The organism is Paractinoplanes brasiliensis, from assembly GCF_004362215.1.
Taxonomy (GTDB): Bacteria; Actinomycetota; Actinomycetes; order Mycobacteriales; family Micromonosporaceae; genus Actinoplanes; species Actinoplanes brasiliensis.
In genome coordinates, this window is record NZ_SNWR01000002.1 from 1,176,189 (window position 1) to 1,191,396 (window position 15,208).

Consider the following 15,208-nt stretch of genomic DNA (forward strand, 5'->3'; position numbering starts at 1 on the left):
GGAGCACCCTAGCCCGCCCACCGGCCCTTGCCCCGGCCGCCGGGGCGTCTATGGTGATGCACAGGTTCGAGGTGCCCCACGACCGCGGTCACGGGGAGAATCTGGGAAGCCGGTGAGAATCCGGCACAGGGCCCGCTGCGGTGACCCGGGCGATCGACCTGGGAAGTCCGAAGACCGGCCTCGATCCGAGCCACGGCGCACTCCGCGTCGTGGACCGCCATGGCAGATCGAGCGGGAGCCCTACATGCCAGCGCAGTACCCCTTCTGTGCCGTCGTCGGCGCCGACGACATGACCCTCGCCCTCACCCTGGTCGCGATCGACCCGCTCATCGGCGGCGTCCTGGTCCGCGGCGAGAAGGGCACCGCCAAGACGACTACCGTGCGCGGCCTGGCCGAGGTGCTCCCGGCGGTGCGGGTCTACGCGGGCGACCGGTTCTCGATCGACCCGGACGATCCCTCGGCGGTCTGCCCCGACGGGCCCTTCGGCGCGTCCACACCCGTCGTCGAACGCCCGGTACGCCTCGTCGAACTGCCCGTCGGGGCCGGCGACGACCGGGTGACCGGTTCGCTGAAGCTCGACGCGGCACTGCGTGACGGGGTCGTCGCGTTCGAACCCGGTCTGCTGGCCCGGGCTCATCGTGGCCTGCTCTACGTCGACGAGGTCAACCTGCTGCCCGACCACCTGGTCGACCTGCTGCTCGACGCCGCGGCGACCGGCCGGGTCAGCGTCGAACGCGACGGTGTCTCCGTCGAGCACGCCTCCCGGTTCGTGCTGATCGGCACGATGAACCCGGAGGAGGGCGAATTGCGCCCGCAACTGCTCGACCGGTTCGGCCTGACCGTCGAGGTCACCGCCCCGCGCGACCCCGTCCGGCGGGTGCAGGCGGTGCGCCGCCGGCTGGCGTTCGACGCCGACCCCGAGGGCTTCGCCGCACGCTGGGCCGGGGAGCAGGACGGCATGCGCGCCCGGCTGGCCGCCGCGCGGCGGTCGCTGGCCGATGTCGTGCTCGACGACGAGACGCTCACCAGGATCGCCGAGCTGTGCGCCGCGTTCGACGTCGACGGCCTGCGTGCGGACCTCGTCACCGCCCGCGCCGCCGCGGCACACGCGGCCTGGCGGGGACGCACGCTGGTGACGGTCGAGGACATCCGGGTCGCCGCCCGCCTCGCGCTGCCGCACCGCCGCCGCCGTAACCCCTTCGACGAGCCCGGCCTCGACCAGGACCGCCTCGACGACCTGCTCGGCCCCGACAACCCCGACCCCGACCCCGGACCGGACGGACCTGGCGGCCCCGGCAACGGGGCACCGGACGACACCGGGCACGAGGGACCGGCCGGGAACGGCCCCGGATCCGCCGCTCCCGAACCGCAGACCGCCGGCGCCACATCGGTGGCCTCCGCCGGTGAGCCGGCACGTGCCCGGCTGCTCGTCGTGAAGGGAACCGGCGACGGTCAGGCCGGCCGCCGGTCCCGGGCCCGGACGCCGCAGGGCCGAGTCGCCGGGCTGCGGGGCGGCACGGCCACCGGCGGTCGTCTGCACCTGCCGGGCACCATCACCGCGGCGGCGCCGCACCAGCGTTCCCGTGGTGGCCTGAGCGGCGGTCGCGGCCTCGCGCTCGTGCCCGGCGACCTGCGCCGGGCCGAGACCGTCGGGCGGGAGTCGAACCTCGTGCTGCTGTGCGTGGACGCGTCCGGTTCGATGGCGGCCCGCCGCCGTATGGAGCAGGTCAAGACCGCTGCGCTGTCGCTGCTGCTGGACGCCTACCGCCGCCGGGACAAGGTCGCTCTGGTGACGTTCCGGCGGCACACCGCCGAGGTCGTCCTGCCGCCGACCGGCTCGGTCGACGTCGCCTCACGCCGCCTGGCCGACCTGCCGGCCGGTGGCCGGACCCCGCTGGCCGAGGGCCTGGAACGCAGCTGGGAGGTGCTGCGCCGGGAGGCGTTGCGCGATCCGTCCCGCCGGCCGCTGCTGGTCGTGGTGACCGACGGCCGCGCCACCTCCGGCCCGGACCCGCTCGGTCGCGCCCACCGCGCCGCCGCCGCGCTTGCCACCAGCGGCGTCCAGGTCGTGGTCGTCGACTGCGAGACCGGACGATTCCGGCTCGGCCTCGCCGCCCAGCTGGCCACACACCTGCGGGCCGAGCACGTGCCGCTCGGTGAGGTGACTGCCGATGCGCTCACCGGGGTGGTCCGCGCGGCCACCGCGCCCCGGGCGGGGGTGGCCTGATGCCGCAGGGCAAACCGCTCGTCGTCCCGGACGACGGCAGCACCACCCGTCAGCGGCGCAACCAGCCGCTGCTGATGGTCCACACCGGCAACGGCAAGGGCAAGTCCACCGCCGCCTTCGGCCTGGCGATGCGCGCCTGGAACCAGGGCTGGGACATCGGGGTGTTCCAGTTCGTGAAGTCGGCCAAGTGGCGCATCGGGGAACAGACGGTCCTGGAAAGGCTCGCGTTGCTGCACGAGCAGACCGGGGAGGGCGGCCCCGTCGAGTGGCACAAGATGGGCTCGGGATGGTCCTGGAGCCGCAAGAGCGGCACCGAGGCGGACCATGCCGCAGACGCCGCCGAGGGCTGGGCCGAGGTGAAACGCCGCATCCAGGCCGAACGGCACCAGCTGTACATCTTGGACGAGTTCACCTATCCGATGCAGTGGGGCTGGGTCGACACCGACGACGTCGTCGAGACGCTGACCCGTCGTCCCGGCCGTCAGCACGTGGTCGTCACCGGACGCCGGGCCGATCCCCGGCTGGTCGGGGCAGCCGACCTGGTGACCGAGATGCAGCACGTCAAGCACCCGATGGACGTCGGCCGGAAGGGCCAGCGAGGCATCGAATGGTGAGCCTGCCGCGGCTGATCGTCGCGGCGCCGGCGTCCGGCCACGGCAAGACAACGGTCGCGACCGGGCTCATGGCCGCGCTCGCCGCGCGCGGGCACACCGTGTCAGGGCACAAAGTGGGGCCCGACTACATCGACCCCGGTTACCACGCCCTGGCCACCGGACGCCCCGGCCGCAACCTCGACCCGCACCTGACCGACCCCTCCCTCGTGGTTCCGCTGCTGCTGCACGGCGCCCGCGACGCCGACATCGCGATCGTCGAAGGAGTCATGGGCCTGTACGACGGCCGCATCGGCGGCGACGGGTTCGCCTCCACCGCGCACCTCGCGACCCTCACCGCGACCCCGATCCTGCTGGTCGTGGACATCTCGCACACCTCGCGCAGCGTGGGCGCCGTCGTGCACGGAATGGCCACGTTCCAGCCCGGCATCACCGTCGCGGGCGTCGTGCTCAACAAGGCCGGCTCGTCGCGCCACGCCGCCGAGGCGGCCCGCGCGGTGGAGTCCACCGGCGTGCCCGTGCTGGGGATCCTGCACCGCGACCAGGGTGTCACCGCTCCGTCACGGCACCTCGGGCTCGTCCCGGCCGCCGAACGCGACGAGGCGGCCGCCTCCCTGGGCCTGCTCGCCGAGCAGATCTCCCGTCACGTCGACCTCGACGCCGTGCTGCAGGTGGCACGCACCGCCCCCGATCTGAACGCGGAGCCGTGGAACCCGGCGGCACACATCCGCCGCCCCGGCTCCGGATCACCGGTCGTCGCGGTCGCGGCCGGGCGTGCCTTCACGTTCCGGTACGCCGAGACGGCCGAGCTGCTGCAGGCGGCGGGCTGCGCCGTCGTCACGTTCGACCCGGCCCGCGACCAGCGGCTCCCCGCCGGGACGAGTGGGTTGTACCTCGGCGGGGGCTTCCCCGAGGTGCACGCGTCCACGCTGAGCGCCAACTCCGCCCTGCGCCACGAACTGCGCCAGGCAGTCCTCGACGGTGTCCCGACCGTCGCGGAGTGCGCCGGGCTGCTGTACCTGTGCCGTTCCGTCGACGGGCACCCGATGGTCGGGGCGCTCGACGCCGACGCGGTCATGACGCCCCGGCTCACCCTCGCGTACGTCCGGGCCGAACTCGGCTCGGACCAGCTGCTGGGCGAACGGGGAGCCACCGCCACCGGCCACGAGTTCCACCGCACCACCGTCACCCCCGGGCACGGCGAACACCCCGCCTGGCGTGTCGAGGGCCGCGACGCCGGGTTCGCCGGTCCCGGCCTCAGCGCCTCCTACCTTCACGTGCACTGGGCCGGGCACCCGCACCTGGCCCAGTCGTTTGCCGACGCCGTGCACCGATCGGTTCGCTCCGATACCTGATATGGTCGGTCCACCTTGCTGAAGGAAGCCGGTGTGAATCCGGCGCAGTCGCGCTACTGTGACGCCGCTCGCGGCGAAGCCAGACCCTCCAGCCAGGTCGACCACCCATTGACGGGACGCAGCATCCCAAGGAGTGTCATGCCTCAGGCGACCACGGCCGTTCCGGCCGCTCTTCCCACCGTTCCCGTACGCGCGCTCGCCCCCTGGGCACTCTTCTTCGCGCTGCTCACCGCCGTCGTCCTGTATTTCGTGGGCGCCGAGCAGGGAGCTTTCTCCGTCTTCGAGGGCACCTTCCTCCACGAGCTGACGCACGACGCGCGGCACGTGCTGGGCTTCCCCTGCCACTGACGCCAAGCGGCACACGTCCGGCCGTCCGGATTCCTCGTTCTTCCTCGTTCCCGGCGCCGCCGGCATTTCGTGCTGCCCGCGGCCGGCTCTCGAACGGACCCTCGATGACCCCACGTACGTTTCTCGTCCACGGGCTGCTGGCCGGACTCATCGCCGGTTTCGCCGCCTTCCTCGTCTCCTACGTCGTCGCCGAACCCCAGATCGACGCGGCCATCGCCCTGGAGGAAGCCGGCGCCGCCGAGCACACGCACGACACCGCAACCGCCGGGCAACCCCACAGCCACGACGAGGAGGCCGCGGTCTCGCGTGGCACCCAGTCGACCGGGGGCCTGGCGCTGGGCACCGTCCTGGTGGGCATCGTCCTCGGTGGAGCGACGGCACTCGCCGCTGCCTTCGCCGCCGGGCGCCTCGGCGGACTGTCCGCACGGGCCAGCACCGCTACGGTGGCCGCCGTCGGTTTCGTCGCCGCCGCCCTCGTGCCGTTCCTCAAGTACCCCGCCACACCACCGGCGGTGGGCTCCGGCGACACGATCAGCGAACGGACCGCCCTGTATTTCGGGTTCTGGGCATTGAGCCTGGCTGCCGCCGTCGGTGCCGTGCTCCTGGCCCGCCGTCTGCTGCCCCGGCTGGGCGCCTATCCGGCGGTGCTGGCCGCCGCCGGCGCCTACCTCGTGGTCGTCGTGGTCGCGGGTGCTGTGCTGCCGACGGTCAACGAAGTCGGTGACTTCCCTGCCGACACGCTCTGGTACTTCCGCCTCTCGTCTCTCATGACCCTGGCCGCGACGTGGGCGGTCCTGGGCGTGGTGCTGACCGGTCTGGTCGGACGCGACGCGGACCGGGCCGCCGAACGGCTACGCCGTCAGGAGCTGGCCGCGGCGCTCTGAGCCGTTTCCCCCTGCGGCTTCGCCCCTGTCAGCTCCGCCCCTGTCAGCATCGCCCGTGTCAGCAACCGCCCCTGTCAGCAACCGCCCGTGCCTAGCATCGCCCCTGTCAGCATCGCCCATGCCAGCACCGCCCATGCCAGCACCGCCCATGCCAGCACCGCCCATGCCAGCACCGCCCATGCCAGCGAGCGGGCAGTGCCCGGATCCACGCCAGTGCGGCCTCGACGTCACCGACGATCCGTACCCCGGCCGGCGGGCCGGCACGGCGCACCACGACCACCGGCATCCCGCGTTCCGCGGCGATCACGAGCTTCGCCACCGTGTGGTCACCGCCGGAGTCCTTAGTCACCAGGACGTCCGCGCCCGCCATCACTTCCCGCTCACTGCCGACGGTGTACGGACCGCGGCTGCGCAGCAGCGTCCAGGACGCCGGAAGAGCGATGTCGGGCTCGTCCACCACCCGAACCAGGCAGGCATGACGGCGCAGCGGCTCGACGAAGTGGGCGAGCGACTGCCGCCCGACGGTGAGGAACGGTCGCTCCCCCAGCCGCGCCGCCATGCCGGCTGCCTCACCGTGGTCGCCTGCCCAGTGCCACGTGCGCGCCTCCGGACGGACGGCCCAGCCCGGACGTTCCAGACGGACCAGCGGCACTCCGGCCGCCGGGCACGCCACTGCCGCGTTGGCGCTGATCCGCTGCGCGAACGGGTGCGTCGCGTCGACCACCGCGTCGGCGCCGCTCTCCGCCAGGTAAGCGGCCAGCCCGTCAACGCCGCCGAAACCGCCGATGCGTACCTGTCCGACAGGCAGCCGAGGACGCGAGACCCGTCCCGCGAGCGAGGTCACGACCACGGCGCCGTCCTCGACCAGCGCGTCCGCGAGCGCACGGGCCTCGCCCGTCCCGCCGAGCACGAGGACCTTCACGGGTGACGTCCGACCACCGGGACCGCGGGAGCGTACACGGGGCCGGCCGAGCCCGCCGCGACCTCGCCCCGCTCAGCCGGTTCGAGCAGCGCCACCATGAGCCGCCCCGTCAGGCGGGCCTGTCCATCCACCGCCCCAGTATCGCCCGCTGCCCATTCGCCCGGCCGCCGCCCTCGACGTCGCCGAAGTCACCGCGATGTTGGCGGCACGTTGCGGCCGACGGCACGTTGCGGGCGGCGGCACGTTGCGGGCGGCGAGCGCGGCGGCGGCATCCATCGTCAGGGTCGACGATGATCGGGGTGCCGGCGGCGCGGGCGGCGTCGAAGTGTTTGGTGACGTCCTCCCAGTTGACCAGGTTCCACAGTCTGTCAGTCGACCAGCCCCTGCGCATACTCACGCATCCGGAACCGGTCATCGGGAAACCAGCTCTCCCATGCCTGATCCAGACTCATCCACGCGGCGGGCTGAGCGGGCTCGGCCACCAGCGTTGCTGAGGGGTCGCCGAACGCGGCATAGGACAGGCTCAGGGTCGGTGGCTCGCCGGTCTTGTACGACCGGACGTCGACCGCAGCCGGCTGTGCGAGGAGATCGGCCTCGACCCCGGTCTCCTCGAACAGCTCCCGCCGCGCCGCCTGGCGGGGCGTTTCGCCGGGCTCGACCTGCCCGCCGGGCGGAACCCAGCCCCGCCACGGATGTCGCACCAGCAGCACCCGGGACAGCCCTGGATCGAACACCCACACCTCGGCCCCCAACGGATCAGGCGGGCTCGGACCGACGGAAGCGACCCAGCCATCGACGTCGTCGAACACGTCCCGGACCATGCCGGCATCGCCCAGCGCGGCTGCCAACGTCTGCCGCTGCAACTCCTCACGACTCATGCCGGCAACCTAGTGAGGGGGTACGACACATTTCTGCCGGCCCATGACCCAAGATCAGTGTGTGAACATGCTGTGGCGTGATGTCTTCGTCCCCGACAGTGTGGTGGGCAGCGACGGGTTCACCGCCGAGGTCGGCGGCCTGGTCGAGATGCCTCTGGCGTTGTACTGCCGGTACCGGACCCCGGTGGGCAAGGATGACGACGGCCGGCCAACGGTGACCTTCACGCCCGGGGATCATGCGCTCCCGGACAACCGTGGCGTCTACGACCTGGTCGGCCGGCCTGTCGCCATGGAGAACACCGCCTGGGCGGCCGGGTGGATGCTCGACGTCGACGGGCTCGGCATCTATGTCAGCGAGGCGGCCGCCGGACCGTCGCCCGGCTTCCCGCGTCTCGGGGTGTACCGGGAAACCGGCTCGGATCCAGCCGCGCCGGTGCCGCAGCCGGGAATGTGGACACGCGTGCGGGGCCAGTTGAGCATCGCCGAACCGTACGAGACCGGGGCGTACGAACCCGAGGCTGAACTGCTGCGTCACGCCGTACGGACATGGCTCGTCCACCGGGTCGTCCGGCTGGACGGCTTACCGGGCAGCGGCCGCGTCACCCGCGGGCGAGGCGAAGATGTCGCGGTCGTCCAACGCGCCGGAGCCGCCCGGACCACTGTCGGCTACCTCCTCGACCTGGAACAGGCGTAGCTCTGTCGAGCAGAGCCACGCGTACGGTGAGCGGCGGCTTCACCGGTGCCCCGGTCGACAGGTACTTCGACCGTGCCGTCATCGGTGCTGCCGAGGGCGGCGGTTCGCGCGGCGTCAATCGTTCTCAGCCGTCCCGGGACGGCTGAGATCGACCCGGGCCTGCCAGACCGAGATGTGGGCCGGGCTGGTGTCGGTGAACGGGCCGCGCTGCCAGTCCGCCCAGCGCTCGCGCAAACTCATGCCGGCCGCGCGTGCCATGTCGTCGAGCTCGGCGGTCCCGACGTAGCGGTGGGCGGACGCGTACGTGTGGACTTCGCCGTCGAGGATCCACGTGTGGTGTGAAACCGCGATCTGCTTGCCGACGTCGTACACCTCGACGCCTCGGTGCTGGCCGGTGTCCGCGAAGAGCCGGGGCGACTCGGCCGGGACGGGAACGTAGTTCTCGATCACGAAACGACCGCCCGCTCCGAGGTGCCCGGCGGCGTTGCGGAAGGCCTGTGCCTGCTCCTCGCGCGTCGTCAGGTTCGTGATGGTGTTGCGCAGCAGGTAGACGAGCGAGAACGAGCCGTCGACGGTGGTGGTCGCGAAGTCGCCGAGCGAAACGGTGACCGCGTCACTGCCCGGTTGCGCCCGCAGCTCCCTGATCATCGCCGCCGACAGTTCGATGCCGTACACCGGGATCCTGCGCCGGCTCAGTGGAATGGCGATGCGCCCGGTGCCGACGCCGAACTCCAGCGCCGCGCCGCCTCCCGCCAGCCCGGCGAGGAAGTCGGTCGTCGCCTCGACCAGCGACGGCTCGAACAGCTCAGGCCACAACCGGGCGTAATGCGCGGCTGTCCACCCGTCGAACCGGCTCTCCGCCATGCCACCAATGTAGGCCCGCCCCACCGATCGGCACGGCCGTGCCGGCAAGGCCTGTCGTCACTTGTTGGTCAGGCTGAAGTGCATGTAGTCCTTCAGGCTGGTCCAGCGGCCGCCCCAATGGAAGTCGTTCCACATGAAGGCTCGGGCCGCGCCCTCCGGGTGGACCATTCCTATCAGGTAGCGGTCGCGCTGCAGATAGAACTGGCTGCCCGCCGGGGCGATGGAGCGGCCCCGGATCATCGGGTTCTGGAACGGGTTGATGTCGATGGCGGTGCCGGAGGCGTGTTCTGACCAGACCGAGGTGCCGCCGACGGCTCGGCAGTTGTAGCCGGCCGTCACCGTGGCCATGTTCTTCTCGGTGGGGTTGTTGATGCTCATAGGGGCCATTCCCATGATGCGGAACCGCCAGCGGTACAGGGTTCCGAAGGCCTGCTGGGCGCGTTCGGCGACGTCCTTGCGGACGACCACGCTGCCGTCGCGGTGGGCGCCGGTGAAGTCGATGTAGGAGACCCAGACGCGGCGCAGGTTGATCGGCAGGACGGGGCAGCGTTTGAGGGGCTTCCAGTTGACCGAGGCGGGGGTCACGAGCTCGATGCGCGTACGGAAATCGGGCAGTGGGACGTCGGGCTGGTTGAGGCGCAGAACCGCGTCGACCTGCACGGGAACGTTGGCCGGGATGCCGTTCCAGGCGGCGAGTTCACCGGCGGTCACCCCGCGCAGCGCCGCGACGTAGGACAGCGTTTCGCCCGGACGCACCACGTGCCAGACCGTCGCCGCTGCTCCGGCCGGGGTGGGAGCGAGAACCGGCAGGAGCAGCAGGGCGGTCAGGACCGCGATCAGACGTTTGGGCACGGCTACAGACCGTACGAAGGCCGGCGGGCGTGTCGCAGCGAAACGTGAAAATCAGGCCAGCGCGACGGGGTTCGGCGACAGGCTTACCCGTACGGGGGTGCCGGGCGCGAGGGACGGCAAGCGGTCGGTCGCCACCTGAGCCACCACGAGGTGTTCGCCGACCGTCACGGTGACCTTGCTGATCGGCCCCAGGAAGCTGGTCGTGAGCACCGCGGCGTCGCCCTCAGCATCCGGCGTGACCCGCACGGATTCCGGACGCACGAGGACCGTCACCGGCCCCGCGGAACCGGAGGCGGAGGTGGAGGCGGAGGTGGAACCGGAGGCGGGCGCGAGCAGCGGCAGGCGCGTGCCCAGGACCTCGACCTCGTTGCCGGTGACAACCCCGGGAAGCCGGTTGCTCAGGCCCACGAACTCGGCCACGAACGGCGACGCGGGAGTCAGGTAGATGTCGGCGGGGGCGGCCAGCTGCTCGAGCTTCCCGGCCCGCATCACGCCGACCCGGTCGGCAACGGCCAGGGCTTCCTCCTGGTCGTGCGTGACGAACAGCGTCGTCGTGCCGACCTCGGTCTGGATGCGGCGGATCTCGTCGCGCAACTGCACGCGTACCTTGGCGTCGAGCGCCGACAGCGGCTCGTCGAGCAGCAGCACGCTGGGTTCGATGGCCAGCGCGCGGGCCAGGGCGACCCGCTGCTGCTGCCCGCCGGAGAGCTGGTGGGGGTAGCGGTCGGCGAACTGGCTGATCCCGACGAGCTCCAGCATCTCGCCGGCCCGTTCGGCGGACCGGGAGCGCCCGCGCAGCGACAAGCCGAACGACACGTTCGCGAGGGCGGTCAGGTGCGGGAAGAGACTGTACGCCTGGAAGACCATGCCCATGTCGCGACGGTTCGCGGGCAGCCCCGTCACGTCCTTGCCGCCGACGAGCACGTGCCCGCTGTCGGCGTCCTCCAGGCCGGCCAGCACCCGCAACGCCGTGGTCTTGCCGCAGCCGGACGGGCCGAGCAGGGCCACGAACTCGCCCGGTTCGATGGCCAGGTCGAGGTTGTCGAGGGCGTGCACGGCGCCGAACGTGCGGCGCAGCTCTCGCAGTTGTACGGCGACGCCGGTCATGGGGTGGGCTCCTTGGCTTTTCGGAGGCGTCCGCCCAGCAGGGACAGAAGCAGCAGCAGGACGAAGGCGAGCAGCAGCGCGATCAGCGAGACGGCAACCGACATGGTCGCGCTGCTCTTGCCCAGCAAGTTGATCGCGACCTGGAGGTTGGTGCGGTTCAGCAGCGACGCGATGGTGAACTCGCCGAGCACCAGCGCCACGGTCAGGAACGCCGCGGACAGCACCGCCGAGCGGATGTTGGGCAGCACGACCCGCCACATCACCGTGCCCCAGCCGGCGCCCAGCGACCGGGCCGCCTCGGCGAGCGTCCGCACGTCGATCGCCGACAGGCCCACGTCGACGGCGCGATAGGCGAAGGGAAGGACCAGGACCGTGTACGCGAACACGAGCGTCAGCGACGAGCCGCCGAGGAAGTAGGTGACCCAGGCGTAGACCGGCGCGAGCCCGACGACCAGCACGATGGCCGGGATCGTCAGCGGCAGCAGGCAGATGAACTCGATCAGCCGCCGCAGCCGGGGCAGCCGCAACCGCACCCAGACGGCGGTCGGCACGAGCAGCAGCAGCATCAGCACGGCGGTGAACGCGGCCTGCAGCAGCGAGTTGACGATGCCCTCGGCCAGCGCCGGATAGCGTTCGCGGAGGGCGGGCCAGTCCACCAGCAACGGCCAGGTCTCCGGGTCGCGGGTGGAGAACTCGATCATCGCGACGAACGGGAGCACGAAGAAGACCCCGAGCGCGAGCAGCACGGCCCAGCGGAACACGCGCTGCCGGCGGGCGCGGCGTGCGATCACCCCAGCCACTTCGACGTCCTTCGCTGCAGCAGGGCGTAGAGGGTCATCACGAGGGCCACGACGACGACCATGCCCAGCGCCATCGCCTTGCCCAGGTTCTGCTGGCCGAGCACCACCTCGCTGGTCAGGGCGCCGCGGATCTGCAACGGCACGAGCGGGCTGCCCTGGCTGACCAGTGCGGCCGCGGTCGCGTACGCGGAAAAGGCGTTGGCGAAAAGCAGCAGGGTGGAACCGAGGAATGCGGGTGCGAGCAGCGGGCCGGCCACCCTGGTCCAGTACTGCCAGGTGGTGCCGCCGAGGTTCTCGGTCGCCTCCCGCCACTGGGGACGGAGGCCGTCGAGGGCGGGCAGGAACACGATGACCATGAGCGGGATCTGGAAGTACGTGTAGATCAGCGTGAGGCCGGGCAGCTCGAACAGCCACACCCCGTTCTCGTACAGGTTGAAACCGAACGTGTCCTGCAGCCACACGGTGACGAAACCGGACAGTCCGATCGTGGCGAGGAACGCGAAGGCGAGCGTGACGCCGCCGAACTGGGCCAGCACACCGGCCGCCGCGGTCACCGTACGGCGCAGCACCCCGCCCGGTTTCGCGGTCGTCAAGGCGTACGCCAGAAGCGCCCCCAGGACCGCGCCGATCAGCGCGCTCATTGCCGAGAGCGCGATGCTGCGGCCGAACGCGTCCAGGATGACCTCGTTGCCGAGCGCCTTGACGCTGTCCAGTGAGACGCCGCCGTCGTTGCCCGCGAACGCGCCGATCACGACCACCAACGTGGGGATGAGCAGGAAGACCGTCACGTACGCGAAGAAGGGCAGCGTGGGAAGCAGGGAGGTGACGCCCCGCAGGCGCGACCGGGGGGTCACGCTCCGCGGGGCGCCGGCGGCTGCCTCAGCCAACGGTCTTCGTCCAGTTCGCCGACAGGTACTCCTTGGCCTTGGTGTTCTGCTCCTCGGTGGGGATGACCGGATCACCGGAGACCTTGGGCAGGGCCTCCAACGCGGCCTTGTCGATCGTGCCGGCCTTCTCCATGGCCTCGGCCCGCACCGGCCGGGCGCCACCCTTGAGCCACAGGTTCTGGCCCTCGTCGGAATAGAGGAACTCCTGCCACAGACGCGCGGCGGCCGGGTGCGGGGCGTCCTTGTTGATCGCCTGTACGTAGTACGAGCCGAGCACGGCGCCCTGGGGAACGAACGTCTTCCAGGTCGCGAGCTTGGTGGCCTCGGATGCGTTCAGGTAGTCCCAGTCGAAGACCACTGGGGTCTGACCGCTCTGGATGGTGGTCGAGCTCGGGTCGACCGGGAGCAGGTTCCCGGCCTTCTTGAGCTGCCCGAAGAAGTCGACGCCGGGCTTGATGTCCTCGGCGCTGCCGCCCTTGGCGATCGCGGCCATCTGTACGCCGCCGAACGCCGCGCCGGCCTGGGTCGGGTCGCCGTTGAGCGCCACCTTGCCCTTGTATTCCGGTTTGAGCAGGTCGTCGAGGCTGGCCGGAGCCGGGACCTTGGCGCTGTCGTACCCGATCGACATGTAGCCGCCGTAGTCGTTGACCCACGCGCCGTTGGGGTCCTTCAGGTTGTCGGGCACCTCGGCGAACTTCTCGGTCTTGTACGGCGCGAACATGGCGACGTTGGCGGTCGCCACGGTGGCGCCGAGGTCGAACACGTCGGGGGCGCCGCCCTGCCCCTTGAGCTGGTTGGCCGCGTTGATCTCGTCCTGGCTGGACCCGTCGGGCTGGGCCGAGTTCACCTTGATGCCGTACTTGTCGCCGAACGTCTTGATGATCTCGCCGTAGTTGGCCCAGTTCGGCGGCAACGCGATGACGTTGAGCTCGCCCTCGGCCTTGGCCGCCTCGACCAGCTTGTCCAGCCCGCCCAGGTCGGCCGCGCTGGTCGCGCTCGCCGCGCCGGAACCGGACGACTCCGACTCCTTCTCGGGCGGCGAGCAGGCCGCCGACGCGGCTATGGTGGTGGCCGCCACAGCGACGGCGATCGTACGGGTAAGAATGCGCACCGTGTTCCTCCCTCTGCGCGCACCGGACCGGCACACGCTGGGTGATCATGAAAGTGCTTGCTTGACAGCAGGCGACCAGAACACGTCGGCAAGGCGACAGTTCCGCGTTGATCCCCGTCAAGCCGATGCCGTGATCGTATAGCCGAACATGATCGATGCATATGGTTGGCCGATGGCCCACGCGCATATCGTTTTCGCCCACCCGGCCACTGCCGGTTTCACCCGGGAGGTGCTGCCCCTGATCAACCGGTGGGCAGGTCGAGCCCGGCGAACGGCGCGGCGGGACATGTTCGAGGAGACCGGGGTCGATGCCGGTCTCCTCGAACCTGCCGAGCGGCCTGCCCCGGCCGCTGCAACGACATGCCCGCGCGGCCGGCTGACCCGGCGAACCGGGCCGCGAGTCAGCCGACCGCCAAGCCGCAGGTGACCTGTCTTCCCGGTAATCGCCGGGTGCGCAACCGTGCCCCGTACGGGCGGGAGATTACTGGCGGAAGACGGATGGCTCGGGTCAGCGGCAGCGGCTCACGTTGTGCTTCTCGCCGTTGGAGACATGCAGCGTGCCGACGATGCACGCGGGCGGGTTGGTGTTGTTCCAGGCGAACGAGTACATGTTGGTCGCGCCGGCCACGAACCAGCCGTTGTCCCAGTGGGTCAGGTTGCCGAGGTTCGCGCGGTAGCTGAACCGGACGGTCACCGGGTTGCCGGCCCGCTTCCAGTACCACATGTTGACGCCGGTGTTCCCGTTGATCTGCTGGATGCAGATCTCGTTGCCGGCCGTGCCGACCGGGTTGCACGGATACGGACTGGCCTGCGCCGGCGTGGCCAGACCGACCACGGCCGCAGCCGTGGCGATCGCCGGCACGGCCACCGTACGTGTGAAGGAAGGACGCATCGGTAACTCACCCCCATTGATGTGTGGATGACCCGACGCTATTGACGCGGCCGGCCGACGCCGACCATCCCGGACGAATCCGGACGGGGGCCGGTGACAGCGCAGCGTGGGAGAGCACGCGTGACCGTCGAACCCGGTAGTGGACGGAGCTGCGGGCCGACGCCGTCAAGGGTCAGGACGGGGACGTCTGTTGCGGCACGCGCCGGCCCATCCCGTACGTGGACCCGGACTGGTCCCTTTCCAGCCAGCCCGTCTCGACCAGCATGCGGCGGGCCGCGGCCACGTCGTCGGTCACCTCGGACAGGCGGCGGTTGATCTCCGCTTCGGTGTGCAGGCCCTCGAGCGCCAGGAAGCGGGACAGCAACTCGCCCAGCAGCGTGTAGCGCTCGCTCAAAGTGGGCGGCATCGAGGTGAGCCGCCCGTGGGTGAAGTTGGCCCGCAGCTGGGGATAGTCGGCCAGGTAGGAAGCGATCGGCTGGGAGCGGTCGATGGCTTGGGCGGCCTCGCGCAGTTCGCCCGGCGAGGCGCGATAGACGCCGTTGCCCGTGCCGGTGGCGAGGGAGGCCCCGACCAGGCGGGCCAAGGTCTCGCCGGCGGTCTGCACGGGCACGTCGAGGATGTAGGCCAGCTCGGCGATCGTGGCGCCTTCCTGGCCGCGCTGCACCAGTTCCGCGTACGCCCGCAACCGCAGCGGGATGGCGAGCTGGGACAAAATCTCGGCGGCGCGGGCGGCTTCGGCAGACATCCCGTCAACCTAGGCTCACCCGCGCCGCCGA

17 protein-coding genes and 2 riboswitches are annotated in these 15,208 nt (G+C 71.2%); of the genes, 6 read left to right on the top strand and 11 right to left on the bottom strand.

The features are described 5' to 3' along the window. The first annotated feature begins 52 nt into the window (after nt 1-52). A riboswitch (cobalamin riboswitch) is annotated at nt 53-197 on the top strand. A 47-nt stretch (nt 198-244) separates the two neighbouring features. The 5 genes from C8E87_RS37465 (at nt 245) to C8E87_RS37485 (ending at nt 5,425) form a co-directional block, all read left to right on the top strand. Then, a complete protein-coding gene (locus C8E87_RS37465) occupies nt 245-2,227 on the top strand; it encodes a VWA domain-containing protein (RefSeq protein ID WP_133878113.1) in 1,983 nt (660 codons plus the stop codon). Continuing rightward, the gene (gene cobO / locus C8E87_RS37470; protein WP_133878114.1) at nt 2,227-2,841 is read left to right on the top strand and encodes a cob(I)yrinic acid a,c-diamide adenosyltransferase; all 615 of its coding nucleotides are present in this window, start codon (nt 2,227-2,229) and stop codon (nt 2,839-2,841) included. The genes C8E87_RS37465 and cobO overlap by 1 nt, the downstream gene beginning before the upstream one ends. Then, nucleotides 2,835-4,193 carry a cobyrinic acid a,c-diamide synthase CobB gene (locus C8E87_RS37475; protein WP_133878115.1) on the top strand — a complete coding sequence of 453 codons (1,359 nt, stop codon included), beginning with the start codon at nt 2,835-2,837 and terminating at the stop codon, nt 4,191-4,193. Before cobO ends, C8E87_RS37475 begins: the two co-directional genes overlap by 7 nt. Next, nucleotides 4,190-4,333, top strand: a riboswitch (adenosylcobalamin (AdoCbl) riboswitch). (Overlaps the previous gene by 4 nt.) After that, the gene (locus C8E87_RS37480) at nt 4,332-4,541 is read left to right on the top strand and encodes a CbtB domain-containing protein (RefSeq protein ID WP_133878116.1); all 210 of its coding nucleotides are present in this window, start codon (nt 4,332-4,334) and stop codon (nt 4,539-4,541) included. It overlaps the preceding riboswitch by 2 nt. Nucleotides 4,542-4,645: 104 nt before the next feature. Next, nucleotides 4,646-5,425: a CbtA family protein gene (locus C8E87_RS37485; protein WP_133878117.1), complete on the top strand. Its 780-nt coding sequence runs from the start codon at nt 4,646-4,648 to the stop codon at nt 5,423-5,425. 106 nt (nt 5,426-5,531) lie between these two features. On the opposite strand, the gene C8E87_RS37490 is transcribed toward C8E87_RS37485, so the two are convergent. The 3 genes from C8E87_RS37490 to C8E87_RS37500 all read right to left on the bottom strand — a co-directional run bounded on the left by C8E87_RS37490 (nt 5,532) and on the right by C8E87_RS37500 (nt 7,225). Continuing rightward, complete coding sequence (locus C8E87_RS37490) at nt 5,532-6,347, bottom strand: cobalt-precorrin-6A reductase (protein WP_133878118.1); 816 nt, start codon at nt 6,345-6,347, stop codon at nt 5,532-5,534. 109 nt (nt 6,348-6,456) lie between these two features. Continuing rightward, nucleotides 6,457-6,744 (bottom strand): hypothetical protein, encoded by a 288-nt coding sequence (locus tag C8E87_RS46035; protein WP_239080106.1) that lies wholly within the window; start codon nt 6,742-6,744, stop codon nt 6,457-6,459. Further along, complete coding sequence (locus tag C8E87_RS37500; protein ID WP_133878119.1) at nt 6,716-7,225, bottom strand: NUDIX domain-containing protein; 510 nt, start codon at nt 7,223-7,225, stop codon at nt 6,716-6,718. The genes C8E87_RS46035 and C8E87_RS37500 overlap by 29 nt, the downstream gene beginning before the upstream one ends. A gap of 67 nt (nt 7,226-7,292) precedes the next feature. Between C8E87_RS37500 and C8E87_RS37505 the strand changes: the two genes are divergently transcribed. Then, nucleotides 7,293-7,919, top strand: a complete 627-nt coding sequence (locus C8E87_RS37505; protein WP_133878120.1) for a hypothetical protein — start codon at nt 7,293-7,295, stop codon at nt 7,917-7,919. A gap of 114 nt (nt 7,920-8,033) precedes the next feature. On the opposite strand, the gene C8E87_RS37510 is transcribed toward C8E87_RS37505, so the two are convergent. The 8 genes from C8E87_RS37510 to C8E87_RS37545 all read right to left on the bottom strand — a co-directional run bounded on the left by C8E87_RS37510 (nt 8,034) and on the right by C8E87_RS37545 (nt 15,177). Next, complete coding sequence (locus tag C8E87_RS37510; protein WP_133878121.1) at nt 8,034-8,783, bottom strand: class I SAM-dependent methyltransferase; 750 nt, start codon at nt 8,781-8,783, stop codon at nt 8,034-8,036. A gap of 57 nt (nt 8,784-8,840) precedes the next feature. Next, the gene (locus C8E87_RS37515; protein WP_133878122.1) at nt 8,841-9,635 is read right to left on the bottom strand and encodes a M15 family metallopeptidase; all 795 of its coding nucleotides are present in this window, start codon (nt 9,633-9,635) and stop codon (nt 8,841-8,843) included. Between the two features lie 51 nt (nt 9,636-9,686). Next, nucleotides 9,687-10,742, bottom strand: coding sequence for an ABC transporter ATP-binding protein (locus C8E87_RS37520; RefSeq protein WP_133878123.1), 1,056 nt, complete (start codon nt 10,740-10,742; stop codon nt 9,687-9,689). Further along, complete coding sequence (locus C8E87_RS37525; protein ID WP_239080107.1) at nt 10,739-11,542, bottom strand: ABC transporter permease; 804 nt, start codon at nt 11,540-11,542, stop codon at nt 10,739-10,741. The genes C8E87_RS37520 and C8E87_RS37525 overlap by 4 nt, the downstream gene beginning before the upstream one ends. Continuing rightward, nucleotides 11,530-12,429: an ABC transporter permease gene (locus C8E87_RS37530; RefSeq protein ID WP_239080108.1), complete on the bottom strand. Its 900-nt coding sequence runs from the start codon at nt 12,427-12,429 to the stop codon at nt 11,530-11,532. The genes C8E87_RS37525 and C8E87_RS37530 overlap by 13 nt, the downstream gene beginning before the upstream one ends. Next, on the bottom strand, nt 12,422-13,540 hold the full coding sequence (locus C8E87_RS37535; RefSeq protein ID WP_133878124.1) for an ABC transporter substrate-binding protein: 1,119 nt from the start codon (nt 13,538-13,540) through the stop codon (nt 12,422-12,424). The genes C8E87_RS37530 and C8E87_RS37535 overlap by 8 nt, the downstream gene beginning before the upstream one ends. Before the next feature lie 508 nt (nt 13,541-14,048). After that, nucleotides 14,049-14,432 (bottom strand): hypothetical protein, encoded by a 384-nt coding sequence (locus tag C8E87_RS37540; RefSeq protein ID WP_133878125.1) that lies wholly within the window; start codon nt 14,430-14,432, stop codon nt 14,049-14,051. A 172-nt stretch (nt 14,433-14,604) separates the two neighbouring features. Beyond that, complete coding sequence (locus C8E87_RS37545) at nt 14,605-15,177, bottom strand: DUF2087 domain-containing protein (protein ID WP_133878126.1); 573 nt, start codon at nt 15,175-15,177, stop codon at nt 14,605-14,607. Between the last annotated feature and the right edge of the window lie 31 nt (nt 15,178-15,208).